Below are 17,279 nucleotides of genomic sequence, written 5' to 3' on the forward strand. Positions count from 1 at the left end.
TAAGCCGGATTAAGCCTGCATCGTTGATATTTTAGTGCATTTGAATTGCAGAACATCTTTCACCAAACTAACTGTTACAACGCCACCTTTAGATAATTTTCCGAATAATATCTCATCTGCCAGCGGTTTTTTAATCTGTTCGTTTATTATTCTTTCTAAAGGTCTTGCACCGTTCTTCGAGTCATAGCCGTTTTCGGCAAGGTGTTTCCTAACCTTCTTATTCATCTCTATCTTTACCGCTTTATCCGCAAGTTGCAACTGCAAATTAAGTATAAATTTATCTACTACTTTTTCAACTACCTTAGGAGATAGCGGTGTAAACGGAATTATAGCATCAAGCCTGTTCCGAAATTCGGGAGAGAATGTTTTATTTATAACATCGGAATCCTCACCGTTTCTATCAAAGCGACCGAATCCCATAGGTGCTTTGCTTACTTCCTCCGCACCGGCATTGGTGGTCATTATTATTATACTGTTGCGGAAATTCAAATTCTTGCCGTTATTATCGGTTATTCTTCCATAATCCATCATCTGCAACAAAAGGTTGTATATGTCGGGGTGAGCTTTTTCTATCTCGTCAAATAATATTACCGAATAAGGGTTTTTTTCTATAGCCTCGGTCAATATACCGGCTTTGTCATAACCTACATATCCCGGAGGTGCGCCTATTAACCTTGCTATCGAATGCTGCTCCAGATATTCCGACATATCTATTCTTACCAGCTCCATATCCATTATAAGTGCAAGCTGTGCCGCAAGTTCGGTTTTCCCCACCCCTGTAGGGCCTGAAAATAAATAACTGCCCATCGGTTTGATATTGTCCCTAAGACCTGCTCTTGACATTTTTATAGCGGTAGATAAAGACTCAATCGCAAGATCCTGTCCGAATATTATTTTCTTTAAACATGATTCGAGTTTCCTTAACTTTATACTCTCGTCCATTCCTACGTTGCGGATAGGGACTTTTGCTATTTTCGCAACTATGTTTTCAATATCGGATACACCTATTACCGCTTTCCTTTTTTCTTTCGGTGCAAGCTTTTGATGTGCGCCTGCTTCGTCTATTATATCTATTGCCTTATCAGGCAATCTTCTATTGCTGATATAGCGTCTTGAAAGGTCCACCGCAGATATGATAGCATCTTGAGTATAAGAAACACCATGATGTTCTTCATAGTAAGGTTTTAAACCCTCAAGTATGGAAATACACATATCCCTTGTCGGCTCTTCAACGTCTATCCTTTGAAAACGTCTTATCAATGCCTGATCTTTTTCAAAGTGGCTGTGATATTCCATATAAGTTGTAGAGCCTATACATTTGAACTCGCCCCTTGCTAAGGCCGGTTTTAAAAGATTGCCGGCATCTAAAGAGCCGCCGCTTGTAGAGCCGGCTCCTACTATGGTGTGTATTTCATCAATAAATATTATGGCATGGGGTAATTTTTCTATTTCGGCAATTACAGATTTTATCCTTTCTTCAAAGTCACCGCGGTATTTTGTACCGGCAAGTAACGACCCCATATCCAGAGCGAATATAACCGCTTTTTTCAAAATCCCCGGAACCTGCCCCTTCGATATTTTTAGTGCAAGACCTTCTACAAGAGCGGTTTTCCCCACACCGGGTTCACCGACAAATAACGGGTTATTCTTGGTTCGCCTGCATAGAATTTCAATCGTCCTTTGCACCTCTTCTTCCCTGCCGATAAGAATATCTACCTTGCCGGCCTCTGCCTTTTTGTTCAGGTTAATACAATATTGTGACAATGCGCTGTTATTATCTTTTTCGGTATTTACGGTAGACGGCGATACGGTAGGCTTAGGTTCATGTGCCTTCTCAAAAAGCTTTTTCGGAAATTCATCAAACAAGCCCTGCTCGTCATCGTTATAATCATCACCCTCGTCAGCGAATTTAATCACACCGTGCGATATATAGTTAATTACATCAAGATACGTAATTCCCTGTCCCTTTAAAAAAAAGACGGCATGTGATTCATGCTCGCCGAACATCTCTGCCAATACGTTCGCACCCGTCACTATCTTGCTGTTAGCCGAATGTGCATGTATCGCCGCCCTATGAATTACTCTTTGGAAACCGGCAGTGGGCTTTACGTCCGTGTTGTTCTCAACAACTAACGCCTCAAGGTCATTGCCTAAAAAATGCTTTAACTCCTCGCATAATGAAGGAAGGCTTCCCCCACACCCGTTAAGTACTGCACATGCGTCCGGATCTTCAGTCAATGCCAGCAATAAATGTTCTAAAGTAGCGTATTCGTGCGAACATTTATGAGCCAGCGTTAATGCTCTGTGCAAACTTAATTCAAGGTTTTTTGATAGCATTACTTTCGCCCCTTCTAAGTGATATGTTAAGAGTTATTCCACTTTCAAATGCACTTTCGTTAGCAAATAATATCTTTGTCTCTGCAACATCCTTGGTATAATTCTTCAATATGATGCGGTCGGTCTTGGAAAATATTTTTAATTCGTTTGATATCTGTTTGTTGTCTTTGTGGAAAACTTCCGATAACAGGTAATATACAAAACTGTTAGACTCATTTTTATTACCTGTTTCGTTCTTTATAATAATGTCATAGAAAGAAGGGTAATGTGAGCTGTAATGAATATTTTTTATAATATTACTTATACATTCTGAAAATTTATTTTTATCATAATTCATAATATAAACACTCAATCTAAGTATATCCCAGAACCAATTATAACCAACATTCCTTACTAAATTGTTAACGTGGTTCATGATAATTTAACCGAGACTAAAAAGACTCAGGCTTCGTTGACACTATTGAGACTTCTGCAGAATGACATGTTCAACCACTAAACTTATAGTTGTGAAAACAATTAACCGTACATACCGATGATAAATCCGCATACTAATTGAATAATCAATATGCACAACACTTTAACGAATAATGTATATTTAAACAATCGTTATACAACTCTAGGTAGTTAAAAGCGGCATCTATAAGCCTTATTGTAATAAAAATGTTAGTAATTTATTAAGGTTTTGAATGTATAATGATTTTAGATTTGAAATAAAATTTCATTTTTTGGTTTAGGGGATAAATGCAAGCAAAAAAGAGAATTTTATCTGAAGTTGATATTGATGCACTGCTAAAAAGTCCGAAAGATATCAAGTTGGATATAATAAAGAAAATAGGTAAATATTATACCGCAGGCAGTTTTTCAGATGAACAAAAAAAGGCCGCCGAGAAGATAATATCTACCATCGCCGATAGTGAGTCGGATGAGCAGGTCAGGCAGGCTATGTCCGAGTCCATCAAAAATTCTAATGACATTCCTCATAAAATAGTAATGCATCTGGCGGAAGACGTTACTATCGTATCCATACCGGTATTGGAATTTTCTCCTGTTCTTACAGATGAAAACCTTATCTATATAATACAAAAAACAGATGACATTGAAAAAGAAAAAAGCATTTCTAAAAGGGTTAATGTTTCGCAAGTAGTATCAAATGCCCTGATAGATAAGAAGCATGAGCCTGTTATAGTAACATTGCTGCGTAATAAAAGCTCACGTGTGCCTGACAAGGGTTATGAGGATATCATAAAAATCTTTGCCCATAAAAAATCAATTATGGAAGAAGTCATGCAGCGTCCTAAAGTGCCTTTATATATAGTACGTGATGCTGCTCGAAAAATGTCGCCGGATAATACGAATGATACGGTAGAGAATAATGCCGACATGGAATATAACAGCTTTATAAAGCGAGCAAGGGAAAAAGGTATTAACGATGATATAATGCCGATTTATGCTTTATGTAAGGGAAGTTTTAAGCTGTTTAAATTATGTGTGGCAAGAAATATTTACATACCGGTTGTAAATATTTCAAAGCTACTTAATAATGACGAAAGCGGTGAAAAATTCGATATCATATATCAAAGGGCAAACCTGCCGGAGAAACTTCATAGTTCTAGCAAGGTACTGTTTTTGGTATTAAGGGATTTCAGTGAAGATATTGATACCGAAATATCAAGCCTGACTGAATCGGAAGCTAAAAGAGTAATAAATAATATGATAATGCTCGCAGAAGAAATGGATGTTACCGAAAATCTTGAGTATCTGGTGTCATTAATCAATATTGGGGTAAATAAGTAATTAAAGCCTGAGGAATAAAAGTTTGTTATGAGTGCAGAAAAAAATATAGTATCTCATGTAGATATTGAATTGCTTTTAAATAGTCCTTTAGAAGCAAAAATAGACGTAATAAAAAAAATAGGTAAGTATTACACTGAGGGAAGTCTGTCCATTCAACAAAAAGAGGCTGTAGAAAGAATACTAAGTACACTTATAAAAGAATCCGATACTCAGGTTAAACAAGGAATATCCGAGTCTATAAAAAGTGCGTCAAACGCTTCAAATGAACTTGTTATGCAGTTGGCTCAGGATATTGATATTGTTGCAATACCTATATTGGAATTCTCAAAAGCCTTAACCGATGAAAACCTAATCTATATAATAGAAAGAACCGATGACATTGAAAAACAAAAAATCATATCAAAACGTGAAGCGGTTTCAGAGGGTGTTTCGGAGGCACTTATACATAAAGGACATGAAGACGTTGTAGTTACTTTATTAAATAACAAAGGAGCTGCAGTTTCAGAAGACGGATATAAAGAGATAGTTGAAAAATTCCCTGAGGTAAAGAATATCCTTGGTTCAATAAAACAAAGGGCAAAAGTACCTTTAAGTATTCTCAAGACCGTTAAAGAAAAGCTTATTGTAGAGGGTGATGAACAAGATATTGATAATAAGAAATCCAAGCAAGATGTCGATAAGGAATATTACCAGTTTACGCAAGTTATCAAAAAACGTGGTGTGCAGGATAATATAGCTCCGATTTATGCTTTATGTATGGGTAACATAAAGCTTTTCGAAACATGTGTTGCAAGAAAGTTAAAAGCACCAGTTATGAATGTCAGAAAAATACTGGATAGTGATGCATCAAATAGTTTTAGTGAACTTTATAAAAGAGTGGGACTGCCGGATAACCTGTTTGATTCTACCGAAACACTACTTTGTGTTCTCAATAACCTTAGCGAAGAGCTTCCGGGTACAGGTGTAAAGCTCTCGGACAGGGATTCAAAAAGAATCATCACAAATATGCTTATGTTCGATGAAGAGGAAGGCGGTATAGAAAATATCGAATATATAATAACCCTTATAAAAAGCACCGTAGAAGGGAATGGTTAAGACGATTGCTTTTTAGCGTCCGGTTTCCTTATATAAAGAGGAGAGATAATTTTCGGATAATCATTAGCCTTGAATTTTTTATATGCGGCATATGCTATAGATACCGATTCAGATGCTGCGTTCTTGTTAATGATTTTATAATCGCAGTTATTTTCCGACAGTATATCCGCTACAAGCATACTGCCGTTACCGGTTAATATGATTTCATTGTTTTTATTGAACTTGATTATTTGGTCGTAGCTAATTAATTCCGGTTCGGTCAGAGGTTCTAGATTTGTGCCAAAAAGCTGTGTATATAGCTGCTTCCTTTTGGCATCTAGTACGACAAGTATATCCCTTTTGTTATTTTTAAGGTCAAGCTGCATGGCAACAGACTCAAAGCTTGTGACAGGTACTATAGGCGTTCCGGTTACAAGGTTAATACCCTTTACACCCGATAGCCCTATCCTGACACCCGTAAAGCTACCCGGACCTATATTTACCGCTATAGCATCTAGCTCTTTATAATTAGTGCCGCCGTTTTTTAGTACGGTCCGGATTAGCGATATCATTTGTTCGGCTTGTTTGCCGGACTCGGTCTGAGTAATTTCACAGGCAATATTGCCGTCTTTTAGCAGTGAAACGGAACAGTCGCCGTGAGTAGTGTCTACAGAAAGAATTTTCATATTGTATAAAGAACAAAAAATAAAAATTGGAAAATAGTATAGTTTTTATATAGTAACGTATAATTAATTTCAATCAGAGTATTTTTCATGGCGTTTTCAAACAAAAAATGTGTTCCTTGTGAAGGGGGAGTCAAGCCGTTATCTCAAAATGAAGTAAAGAAGCTTTTAAGTGAAATCGAAGGCTGGCAGACAAATGCCGAATTTAATTCGATTCTAAAAGATATCAAATTCAGGAATTTTGAACAGGCATTGGAATTTGTCAATAAAGTAGGAAAAATAGCGGAAGAACAAAACCATCACCCCGATATTAAAATGGGCTGGGGATATTGTAGTATAACCTTGCAAACCCACTCCATAGGCGGTCTGCATGAAAATGACTTTATTGTTGCAGCTAAAATAAACGAGATAAAATAGTGGAACTTATTGAGATAAAACCTGAAGAATATAATGTTCAAACGGACATAGTATATGCTACCGACAGGAACGTTACCGGCAAAGCTATATATAAGAACGGTTACTGTTTTTTACACACGGATGCGGCGGCGGCTTTAAAAAAAGCCTCAGAATTTGCAAATAAAATAGGTTATAAAATAAAAATATTCGATGCATTTCGACCCCTTGAAGCCCAATGGGCATTATGGAATAAATTTCCCGACCCTGAATTTGTTTCAGATCCACAAAACGGTGTTACCCCTCATTGTAGAGGTATTGCGGTTGATATGACGCTGGTTGATGCTAATTTAAAAGAGCTTGATATGGGAACGGAATTTGACGCTTTTACTCCGCTGTCACATCACGGAAATCAGGAAGTTAGTATTGAAGCACAAAAAAACAGATACGTTTTAATGGGAATAATGGCGGTGTCCGGTTGGAAGCATAATCCTAACGAGTGGTGGCACTATCAGCTACCTTTTCATGAGAAATATAAAAAATATACTGATATTGAAGCAAAAACTTGTATAATTTAATAATATGTTAATAAAGTTTGTTTATTGTGTTTATTGTGGGTATTATATAGTTTCTTAGCATAAAGATTTAAAGCCCGCTTTAAAAAGGTAAATCTGTTTTTATTGCTAGAGCGAAATAAATATTGTAACATAAGGGTGTTTTAATAACTCACATTTATATTAAGAAAGGTAAATCTTAATGTTTTTTAAAAAAAAGAAACAAGACGAATCAATCGCAGCGAGTAAAAACTGGTATGAGGACAGATATCAAACTGTTGTTGTACAAAGAAACTTTCTGGTCATTTTAATATTGATATCAACTGTCGGGATTATTATATCTACCCTCGGTATCATTGAGGTTACCTCAAGCAAGAAAATAGAACCTTTTGTTATCGAGATTGAGGAAAAAACCGGTATAACTAACGTTATAAGACCTTTCCTGCGTGAAAGAATCGGTCAGGAAGAGGCTCTGAAGCGTTACTTCCTATTCCAATATGTGCAGGCACGAGAAGGTTATAACCCATCCACATATAAAGATGATTACTATAAAAAGGTAAGGCTTTTATCGAACCAAGCGTCTTATACCTCTTTCAGGGAAAATTTGAGATCCGGAGAGATAGACGATATACAATCATCGATACGGTCGCGTGGCTCAAGAAGGGATATTGAAGTATTATCAATCAATGACAGGTCGAATTTGAATCTCCAAAAAGGTAAAGATAAAAACGTGGTTATGACTTATCTTGTTAATTTTAAGGCAACAACCACAGTATCAAGGGGCAAGACCTTAACGAGAAGATATAGTGCAATAATAGATTTTCAATTTGAGGATCTTGAAAATACATTAGCGGAACTAAGTATCAATCCGTTAGGATTTCAGGTAACAAGATATGCCGTAAACCCTGATACTTATTATGAGACCGAGGATGTTTTGAGTACTGTTCCGAGTGAATCTGCGGTCGGTCAATAATTAAGAGATGATTTTATAAATTATATATAACTTAGCGTGAAGGTGAAAAAAGGATGAAAAATAATATATATAAATTTTTAATCATAGTATGTGCTGTTTTTTACAGTGATTCGGTCGCATACGGTAAAACACCTATAACTACGGATAGTAGGATAAAAACCTTTGTCTATAATGAGAACGAGGTTTTTCATGTTACGGTGCAGTACGGATACCAGTCTAATATAGAGTTTGCTAAGAATGAAGAAATAGAAACTATTTCAATAGGTAATAACTATTCTTGGAAAATAACTCCTGTTGATCGCCGCCTGTTCATAAAGGCTATAGAGGGTGATGCACAGACTAATATGACCGTAATAACCAACAAGAGAACTTATCAGTTCGAGTTACAGTCTAAATATCCCGATGATAATCTTGATGAAGATCTTGTGTATGTGGTACGCTTTTTCTATCCTTTAGAAGACCTTGATAAACCGAAGGTCGAAATTGTCGATATGAACATGGATATCGGTAAATATACGCCGGAAACAGTCGAGGTGTATCAGCCGGTTGTAAAAAAAGAAGAATATAATTTTAATTACACCTTGACGGGACCTGAGGATTTTGCTCCGGTCAAGGTATTTGATGACGGTCAAAGTACATATTTACAATTCCGTAACAATAATGCCGTAGTTCCTAAGTTGTTTACGGTTTCAAATGACGGAAAAGAAGAAAGAGCCACCTATTCCAGAGAGGGAGATTATATCGTAGTAAAGCAGTTAATCGATAGACTGGCGTTAAGGATGAATGACGATGTTGTTTATATTTATAATGAGGGGTAATAAGTGTTAGTAGGTAACAACAATAATAATATACCTGACGATGATGATTATGATTCTAATTCTAATATCGGCAAGGGTGATTATGAAGAGCAAATCAATACGGTAAATGTTGATAACCTAGATGATGATATTGAAGTTCAGGAGGAGGCTTCTGCACTAGCATCAACTCCCGGCAAGAACATATTATTACTTGGTGTCGTATTAATAGGTAGTTTATATCTTGTATATAATCTTGTATTTAAACAAACCGATGAAGAGATAAAAGCGAAAAAAATACAGGAAGACATAAAATCACAACCCGTTAAAAATGCAGTCAAACCAACGCAGGATTCCGACGGCATTCAGTTGAACGTAGGTGTTGCACAAGCACCTGAACTCCCCAATTTTGAAGATGAAATATCTCTGGTAGATGATAGCAAAATGAACATGCCTAAAGGTGATGGCTTTAGTGACGAAGATAGTGATAAAAACATTTTCGAACAGTGGCCTACCTTCAATCAGAATCAGACTAATGATCAAGAGTTTGATCCTGAAGGGTGGAAGGAAATTACCGTACAAACAGAACGACCGACAGGTGCCGGCGGTATATTACCTCCTACCATGGAAGTAAAGGCATCAGTCCCTGCCGTACCTGTTGTAGCTCCGGCTACTACATCGATTACTTCAAGAGTTGCAAGGACACCTGTGCAGGTCAACGTAGGAGGTCCTACTCCTGAAGAGATTGCTGCAAAAGAATCAGCTAAAAGACGTCAGCCGATGTTGACGATAGGCGGTGGAGGAGGAGGCGGAGCCGGAAACGCAAGTACACGGCAAAAAGAACTGGATGAACTGTTAAACGGTGATTTTGAAATGCAGCTAACTTCTGCCGATAAAACCAAGGCGGCACTGATCGGTAATACCGATAATATGATAGCTCAGGGAAAAATGATTGATGCTGTTTTGGAAACGGCTATTAACACTGACCTTGAAGGTATGATAAGAGCTATAATAAGTAGAGATACTTATGCCGAATCCGGTAGAAATATATTAATTCCTAAAGGATCAAGGCTTATAGGTAATTATACCGTTCCCGATGAGGGAGCCGGAAGGGTTGTAATTGAGTGGACAAGGGTTATAAGACCGGACGGTATTGATATAATGATAGATTCACCGGGAACAGATAAAATGGGAAGGGCAGGTATTCCGGGGTTTGTTGACTACAAATATTTTGATATAATCACTAATGCTCTATTATTGAGTACTTTATCAATAGGAACTTCACTGTTAGTTGATGATATTAACGAATCGCAACAGCAGACCTCAACTTCAACTACAAACACCGATGGAAGTACCACTACTTCTAATACGGGAACAACGACAGATGCTGCGGTACTTTCGTCTGTTAGTGATATTAGCGATATTGCCGATAGTATAGCCGAGGGATTGTTAAATGACAAACCTACCGTAATAATTCAGCAGGGGGTCAGAATAAAAGTGTTTGTTAACCGTGACTTACATTTCCCTAACTCCGCTGCAAATAACATTACATTTGTACAATAACAATATTAATGTAATATAGGGTCGCTATAGTATTTAACCTTTTAAATAAGGCATTTGTTTATGCGACCGAACATATTGTTCCCGTTATTTGCAGATGTTTCCAATCTAGCCGGTATCGGTAGTAAAACAAGGAGCATCTTCAAGCGTATCATCGGCGATAAGGTAATCGACATATTGTACCACTACCCCAAAAGTGCCGTAGACAGGAGATATATGCCTTCGGTCGGGGACATGAAAGAAGGAGATGTGGTAACGGTAGTAATAAAAGTTGATGACCATATTCCTCCGGCAAGAGCATATGATAAAAGTTCTCCTTATAAAGTACGCTGCTATAATGAAACCGGTTTTGTAACTTTGCTATTCTTTAATGCATATCCGAACTATCTTAAGAAACTCCTACCTGTAGGGCAGACAAGGGTTATAAGCGGTAAGATTGATAAATTCGCAGGTGAAATACAGATAGCTCACCCCGAATATATAGCCCCTGTAAGCGATATAGATAAAATCAGGATTGTTGAGCCTGTCTACCAGCTATCTTCCGGTATAGGCAGAAAAACCCTCATGAAGGCTATGCACGATGCTTTAAAACGAGTAATCCCGTTGCCCGAATGGATAAGTGCAGACTATTTACAACGCAATAAATGGGATAGCTGGGCAAATTGTATAATTAACATGCATAAACCCACCGAACCTGAAGATATACTGCCCGATTCAAAAATAATGTGCAGGCTGGCATATGATGAATTACTGGCAAACCAACTGGCACTGGCTATCGTCAGAAAATATGTAAATAAAACCGGTGGCGTTTCAATGCGGGGTGACGGTAGTTTAAGAAAGCAATTATCCGATAGCCTGCCTTTTGAACTGACGGCAGGGCAGATTCAGGTAATCAAAGAGATAAATGACGATCAGGAGTCAGACAGCCGTATGATGAGGCTATTGCAGGGCGATGTGGGTAGCGGAAAAACTGTTGTGGCATTAATGGCGGCGTTAAATGCAGTAGAGGCAGGAAAGCAGGTGGCCGTTATGGCTCCTACCGAAATACTGGCATTGCAGCATATGAAGTGGATAACACAGGTTACCGAGGGTATTAATTGTAATGTCCGTCTGCTAATCGGTAAAACAAAAGGGAAAAAACGTGAGGAAATAATTAACGACCTAAAAGGCGGAAAGATAGATATAATTATCGGTACGCATGCATTATTCCAAGATGCGGTGGGATTTAAAGATTTAGGGCTGATTATTATAGATGAACAGCACAGATTCGGTGTAGCACAGCGTATGTCATTAGCCGCAAAGGGGCAAAATGTTGATGTGTTGTTAATGACCGCAACTCCTATTCCAAGAACTCTTACCATGACATTATATGGCGATATGGAGTGTTCAAGGCTTACAGATAAACCTAAAGGGCGGAAAATGATAGATACACGCATAGTTCCGGCTGCAAAAATAGATAATATAGTTGAGAGGCTTTGGAGTGTAATAGACAGAGGTGAAAAAATATATTGGATATGCCCCCTTATAGAAGAATCGGAAATGACGGGGCTGGCTAATGTAGAAGAGCGGTTTAAAGCACTAAGCAAGATATTTAAAGGTATGGTAGGCATGGTACATGGACGTATGGACGCACAAGAGCGTGAAAAAACCATGACGGACTTTAAAGAGGGTGACATAGACATACTGGTAGCAACCACCGTAGTGGAAGTGGGGGTGGACGTACCCGATGCTACCGTAATAATCATTGAACATGCCGAAAGGTTCGGGCTGTCACAATTACATCAGCTAAGAGGCAGGGTGGGGCGAAATGATAAGCAGTCTAGTTGCGTGTTACTATATCACGATTTGGGAGATATATCGGTCAAACGTCTAAAAATAATGCGGGAAAGTAATGACGGTTTCTATTTATCCGAAGAAGACCTGAAAATAAGAGGCGGAGGCGATGTTCTGGGAACAAAGCAGTCAGGATTGCCGGAGTTCAAAGTCGCAGACCTCTACACCCATATGGATTTACTAAGAGATGCCAATAAAGATGCCGCATATATAATGGAAACAGACCCTAAATTACAGTCTGAAAGAGGCAAGTCATTGGGAATGCTGCTTTATCTATTCGGTTTTGAAAAACAAGTTTCTTACATTGAAAAAACTAAAGAAACTACATTTGCTTAAATTGTACTTTTTATTAAACATTTTGTTTTAAATGTGATACAATTGTGTATGTTTAGAACGTTTTGTTCTGAAATATCTGACCATATTAAAAAAGGTTAGTACATGATGTTTAGATTAAAATTCGGTTCAAGCAGAGGTTTTAGTTTCACTGAGATGTCTGTGGTTTTAGCGTCGGTTTCTGCAATAGTAGTAATGGCTTTGGGTGGTTCTGCGGTTCTGAATAAGACAAAAAATAATAATGTACTTTCCCAAATATCTAAATTTTCTACAGCCGTTGAAAAATTTGAGAAAGAATATAAAGCCCTTCCGGGAGATATAGCAGATGTTAGCTCATTGCCGAACGCAAATCCCGGCAACGGTAACGGTGTTATTGATACCGAGGCTGAGGCAATCGGGTTTTGGCATCATTTGTCGGTTGCAGGGCTTCTTCAGGGGAGATATGACGGTAGCTCGACTTATACACCGGGCAAAGGTGTCCCTTCCGCAGATATTGAAGGTGGGGGATATAAAGTAAGGCTGACCGGCACGATTACTTCGGGTAATATTTCCGAACAGGCAATAGCAATTGAGCTTGCAGGTTATAATCATTTAGATAGTAATAATACGCTTGCCATAATAACCGCCGAGGATGCAAAGTCCATAGATGAAAAGCTCGATGACGGAAACCCTCGTAAAGGAATAGTACTTGCTGAGGGCGACGGTACGGATTGTATTAATTCCGACGGAAAATATAATGTTTCTATGAAAACGGCTTCATGCCGTTTAATTTTTATTATAAGAGGTAGTAAGAATATAGATATGGAACCTGTAACGGGTAGTTGTAACGCACTTGGACTTACAAGGCAGAAAAGCGATCCTTCACAAACATGTCCTGACGGATATGAGGGTTCGATAATAGAAACTTGCCGTGTAAGTGAGGATAATGTCGGTAGCTGGGAAGTTATGGATAGAAAATGCGAAGAAGTAAAATGTAGTGATGGAGGTTTATTCGGAGATACAAGACGCTTGAGCTGTATAAATAATATGGTCGGAGCGGGAATTCTGCAAAGATGTAATGAGAGCGGTGTATGGGAGATAGAAAACGAAGATTGCTCGGTAAAGGATAGTAGTCCGTGCAAAAATAACGGTGAAGTTAGAAAGACACAGGCGTGCGGTCTCGGTCAGGAAGGATATTTACTTCAAACCTGTACGGACAACAAGTGGGTTAACACTGACGATTCATGCTCACCTACCCAATGTGATTTTAAAGATATAGGTGTATCGGGCAATTCGGGATTAAGTTGTGGAGCGGATTATATAGGAGCGGTAAAAGAAGTTTGTACTATTTCAGGTAGTTGGGAAGTAACTTCGGTAGGTTCGACATGTGTTCCCGACTATAGCGGTTCATGTACTGTCGGTGATACTAAAGATATAGGCTGTCCGAGAGGCAAGGTCGGAAAGCACACACTGATCTGTATGGACGCACAAGCTCCGGATCCTGATTATTGGACTACATTAATAGATACCTGCTCCCCAATTATATGTGACGGAGGTGAATACGTAGGTTCATATAGGGTAAAAGAAGGAGCCTACTGTGATAACGGGGCTAACGGCACGATAACAGAATATTGTAATGCGAACGGTGTATGGAAGCCGGCTAGTAATAATTGCACAAGCGGTATATGTAATGCTACAAATGATCTGGTCGGAAACGCTTACTGGCCTGCAACCCCAAAAAACAGTATAGCACATTCAGATAGGTGCAATGAAGGTTATCATGTTATAGGAACGGCTCAGAGAAGATGTAATGCTGATGAAACATGGGGTGATGTTATCGTACCGTGTGAAAGAATAGTATGTAATGCAGGAAAGGCAGTTAACAGTACCGCCTCTACGGGTGATGATGCTACTTATCCTCAGACATTTGCCGGTGAAGATGATATTAAGGGGCAATGTGATACCGCTAACGGCTATGAAGGTAGTCCGGTTGCGGATTGCTCAATTGAAGGCGTATGGGTAAATGAAAGGCTTTCTTGCAGAAAATTTTGTCCCACAAAAACTATTAATAACGCAACGTACGATAAGACTTTTAGTGGAAAAAACGGTGTTAACGGAAAATGCGATACAGGTTACTCGGGTTTTCCGACGATGGATTGTGATTCCGACGGTAACTGGGTAAATCAGATTGGAGCCTGCACACCTGATTACGTACCTGAAACTCATTGTCAGGTTGCCGTTATAAATAATGCCAGATATCCTAAGACACCGGTTAGTACAAATAATGTTACAGGTGTTTGTAACGAAGGATATAACGGATCTCCTCTTATGAATTGTGATAAATCAGGTCAATGGGTGAACGAGAGAAATGCATGCACTCCAAATATTGACTACGACAAAGTTACTATTTCGGATATGGTGATGTGGTTTGACGCACAAGACGGCAATACGGTTTTCAAAAATACTAATTGTACGGGTAAAGCAAATCCCGGAGGGGACAGGATTGCTTGCTGGAAAGATAAATCAGGTAATAATTATCATGCCAAACAAAGTGATACGTCGCTTAGACCTTTATATACAAGCAAGTCGCAAGGAAAAAACGGTTATCCGACTGTAAGGTTTAACCAGAATCTCTTATATTATCCGTATAAAAGTTATACCGCAGGTTTCTCGCTTTTTGTGATGCATAAGGAAAACAAGTATCAATATTCAGGTATTGGTTCGAGCAAATATATGACGCTTATAGGATCTAACGGCGATGTTGAGGATGACTCGGTATGGCTAACGTTTGATGCTAGTCCGTCCAGATTAATGCTATATAGAGGAAAAGACAAAACAAGGTATGTGTTCGGTCATCAGTACCGAGTCGGTATACATAATATTTCCGTAGTATCATACGATGCCAATAGAATTTCATACTATAGAAACAGTTCTTATAAAGGCGGCGGTACAAACCCTGCTACTAAGAATAAATTAACTCAATGGGGACCCGGAGGCATAGGAGGCTGGAAAGTCGGTTCGGTATTTACTGAAGTTTATTACGGAGATATCGGTGAGATAGTTCTGTATGATGATAAACTTAATAATAAAGAAAGGAATACCGTAGAAACTTACCTTAGTGATAAATGGGGAATTCCTTTACAATAAGCGTTACTTTCTATAGCTTTCGGTTTCCATTTCACGGATATCCACGGACAACTTGTCACATGAGGCTATAGCTTTACGAGCGGTATCAAATACGCTGTTGCTAAGCGAAGCTTTCTGACCCGTACTTTTGCCTTCCAGTATTGAAACCGTTATATGGATAAAGCTTTTAGCCCCTTCGGGTAATACATAGTCGCTATAGCCTATAGCACGAGCCTTTACGGCATCAGGAGAAAACAAGCCGGATTCTGTGACCGCCTTATGCAGTTTTTCGGTTACACTCGAATCCTTGATATCTTTTTTTAAGTTATCGGAATATTCAATTATTATGTGCGGCATGTTTTTATTTTAAACTAAATTAATAAGAAGCATATTATATAGATAAAAAATATCAAAACGGCAAGAAATATTGTTTTTAGCAGCCTTTAGGATATGGGATAAATACCTGAGCTTGTCCTTTTTTGTTTATGTAGTCTATCCAGCCAATATTTCCTTCAGGAATGTCTTTTATTTTGATATCGCCATTACATAGCTTTGAAAAGCTTTCATTTTGGTCAACAAGTACTAACATACGGTTATTGTTCTTATCGATTTCTTTGATATATAGATCGGAACTGCCCGTATAATATCCCGTAGCTTCGTTGTTTGTACTATTGCTATATAAAGGTAAATTATAATATGATTGTATGATATTACTATGAGGGTCGTCAAAATAGCTTTTCCATGACACATAGCTATATAAAGTGTTTGGTTTTACCCAGCCATACTGAGTTTCAAGCCAACCGTCTTTTTCATTTACCGGTAAAACGGCTGTATCATAATCAATTAATATGGAATTTAGAGGCTTCTTTTCAGACTTTTCGTTATAAATATATATAAAATTTTCTGCACTTATTACTCCAATCTTTTCAGAGGAAGTGTTGGGATTTTTATATAAAGTGAGATTTTCAATTTCATTGGAGTTTTGGTTTTTATTGTAGAAGTCATATAATAAGTATCCGGTACTTAGTTCTATGTTATCATTGCCTAAATCGCTGCTTGAATGTAAATAAGGCGTGTTAGTAATTTCGTTGCCGTATGCGTTGTTATAAATGCCATTAGCTAATATTGCTATTAGGCATAGTTTAAATATGCTTTTAGATATTCTCATGATTTTTAAAATTCCTTCACTGCAACAGTCATTCCTTCAGTTGTGGGTATCATAATCGAACTGTATTTTTCAATATTTGCAAGGCGGCTATTAAATTCTTGCATTATTTTTATGGTTTCCTCCGGCTGATTGCGTACGTTGTCACCATATACAGAGCCGAACAGGAACGTATTATCGCCAATTATCAAGCCGCCTTTTCTTACGTTGCGTTCCGCCCAGTCAAGGTAATTACAGTAATTAGCTTTATCGGCATCAATAAATACCATATCAAACTGTCCGTGAGAGGATATTTTATCAAGGTTTGATAAAGCCTCACCATCAATTACGGTGATTTTATCTGCAACATTGCATTTTTCAAAGTTCCGAGTGCATATACCGGCTCGTTCCTTGCTTTTTTCCAGTGCGTAAAGCTTGCCTCCTTCAGGCAATGCCCTTGCCAGCCAGATGCTAGAATATCCGTTCAAAACACCAATCTCAACAATTTTTTGTGCATTTATCATTCTTGCCAGAGTGAATAGAGTTTTGCCTTCGTCAGCACCTATTTGCATACGCTTTTCATTGTCGGGCAGGTTGCAGCCGACACTTGCAAGTGCTTCATCGGTTTGTGCAAAAACCTCCCTTATATAATCTATGCGTCTTGAATCGACTTCTATTCTTGAATTTAGCATTTTATTTCCT

15 protein-coding genes are annotated in these 17,279 nt (G+C 38.3%); 9 read left to right on the top strand and 6 right to left on the bottom strand.

Annotation, left to right across the window (positions count from 1 at the left end; genetic code table 11):
* Positions 1 to 9: 9 nt before the first annotated feature.
* Positions 10 to 2,337, bottom strand: a complete 2,328-nt coding sequence (clpA, locus tag O2942_06685; protein MDA0781936.1) for an ATP-dependent Clp protease ATP-binding subunit ClpA — start codon at positions 2,335 to 2,337, stop codon at positions 10 to 12.
* Positions 2,318 to 2,752, bottom strand: coding sequence for a hypothetical protein (locus O2942_06690; protein MDA0781937.1), 435 nt, complete (start codon positions 2,750 to 2,752; stop codon positions 2,318 to 2,320). Before O2942_06690 ends, clpA begins: the two co-directional genes overlap by 20 nt.
* 326 nt (positions 2,753 to 3,078) lie before the next feature.
* Here O2942_06690 and O2942_06695 point away from each other — a divergent pair, with 326 nt between their 5' ends.
* Complete coding sequence (locus O2942_06695; protein MDA0781938.1) at positions 3,079 to 4,131, top strand: DUF2336 domain-containing protein; 1,053 nt, start codon at positions 3,079 to 3,081, stop codon at positions 4,129 to 4,131.
* A gap of 27 nt (positions 4,132 to 4,158) precedes the next feature.
* Positions 4,159 to 5,226 carry a DUF2336 domain-containing protein gene (locus O2942_06700; protein ID MDA0781939.1) on the top strand — a complete coding sequence of 356 codons (1,068 nt, stop codon included), beginning with the start codon at positions 4,159 to 4,161 and terminating at the stop codon, positions 5,224 to 5,226.
* Here the strand turns inward: O2942_06700 and tsaB are convergent.
* The gene (gene tsaB, locus O2942_06705) at positions 5,223 to 5,891 is read right to left on the bottom strand and encodes a tRNA (adenosine(37)-N6)-threonylcarbamoyltransferase complex dimerization subunit type 1 TsaB (protein ID MDA0781940.1); all 669 of its coding nucleotides are present in this window, start codon (positions 5,889 to 5,891) and stop codon (positions 5,223 to 5,225) included. The two genes, O2942_06700 and tsaB, sit on opposite strands and share 4 nt — an antisense overlap.
* A gap of 87 nt (positions 5,892 to 5,978) precedes the next feature.
* Here tsaB and O2942_06710 point away from each other — a divergent pair, with 87 nt between their 5' ends.
* From O2942_06710 to O2942_06740, 7 genes are all read left to right on the top strand, one after another.
* Entirely contained in the window at positions 5,979 to 6,305 is a 327-nt protein-coding gene (locus tag O2942_06710; protein MDA0781941.1) for a 4a-hydroxytetrahydrobiopterin dehydratase, read from the top strand.
* Positions 6,305 to 6,859, top strand: coding sequence for a D-alanyl-D-alanine dipeptidase (gene ddpX / locus O2942_06715; protein ID MDA0781942.1), 555 nt, complete (start codon positions 6,305 to 6,307; stop codon positions 6,857 to 6,859). Before O2942_06710 ends, ddpX begins: the two co-directional genes overlap by 1 nt.
* Positions 6,860 to 7,037: 178 nt before the next feature.
* Entirely contained in the window at positions 7,038 to 7,808 is a 771-nt protein-coding gene (locus tag O2942_06720; GenBank protein ID MDA0781943.1) for a type IV secretion system protein, read from the top strand.
* A 53-nt stretch (positions 7,809 to 7,861) separates the two neighbouring features.
* A complete protein-coding gene (gene virB9, locus O2942_06725) occupies positions 7,862 to 8,626 on the top strand; it encodes a P-type conjugative transfer protein VirB9 (GenBank protein MDA0781944.1) in 765 nt (254 codons plus the stop codon).
* Between the two features lie 3 nt (positions 8,627 to 8,629).
* Positions 8,630 to 10,165 (top strand): TrbI/VirB10 family protein, encoded by a 1,536-nt coding sequence (locus tag O2942_06730; GenBank protein ID MDA0781945.1) that lies wholly within the window; start codon positions 8,630 to 8,632, stop codon positions 10,163 to 10,165.
* A 60-nt stretch (positions 10,166 to 10,225) separates the two neighbouring features.
* Positions 10,226 to 12,331 (top strand): ATP-dependent DNA helicase RecG, encoded by a 2,106-nt coding sequence (recG, locus tag O2942_06735; GenBank protein ID MDA0781946.1) that lies wholly within the window; start codon positions 10,226 to 10,228, stop codon positions 12,329 to 12,331.
* 102 nt (positions 12,332 to 12,433) lie between these two features.
* On the top strand, positions 12,434 to 15,454 hold the full coding sequence (locus O2942_06740) for a hypothetical protein (GenBank protein MDA0781947.1): 3,021 nt from the start codon (positions 12,434 to 12,436) through the stop codon (positions 15,452 to 15,454).
* 3 nt (positions 15,455 to 15,457) lie between these two features.
* On the opposite strand, the gene O2942_06745 is transcribed toward O2942_06740, so the two are convergent.
* The 3 genes from O2942_06745 to O2942_06755 all read right to left on the bottom strand — a co-directional run bounded on the left by O2942_06745 (position 15,458) and on the right by O2942_06755 (position 17,269).
* Positions 15,458 to 15,790, bottom strand: coding sequence for a 5-carboxymethyl-2-hydroxymuconate Delta-isomerase (locus O2942_06745; GenBank protein ID MDA0781948.1), 333 nt, complete (start codon positions 15,788 to 15,790; stop codon positions 15,458 to 15,460).
* A 76-nt stretch (positions 15,791 to 15,866) separates the two neighbouring features.
* Positions 15,867 to 16,601 (bottom strand): hypothetical protein, encoded by a 735-nt coding sequence (locus tag O2942_06750; GenBank protein ID MDA0781949.1) that lies wholly within the window; start codon positions 16,599 to 16,601, stop codon positions 15,867 to 15,869.
* Between the two features lie 5 nt (positions 16,602 to 16,606).
* A complete protein-coding gene (locus O2942_06755; GenBank protein MDA0781950.1) occupies positions 16,607 to 17,269 on the bottom strand; it encodes an O-methyltransferase in 663 nt (220 codons plus the stop codon).
* Between the last annotated feature and the right edge of the window lie 10 nt (positions 17,270 to 17,279).

The organism is Pseudomonadota bacterium (assembly GCA_027620075.1).
Lineage (GTDB): Bacteria > Pseudomonadota > Alphaproteobacteria > Rickettsiales > UBA6187 > 1-14-0-20-39-49.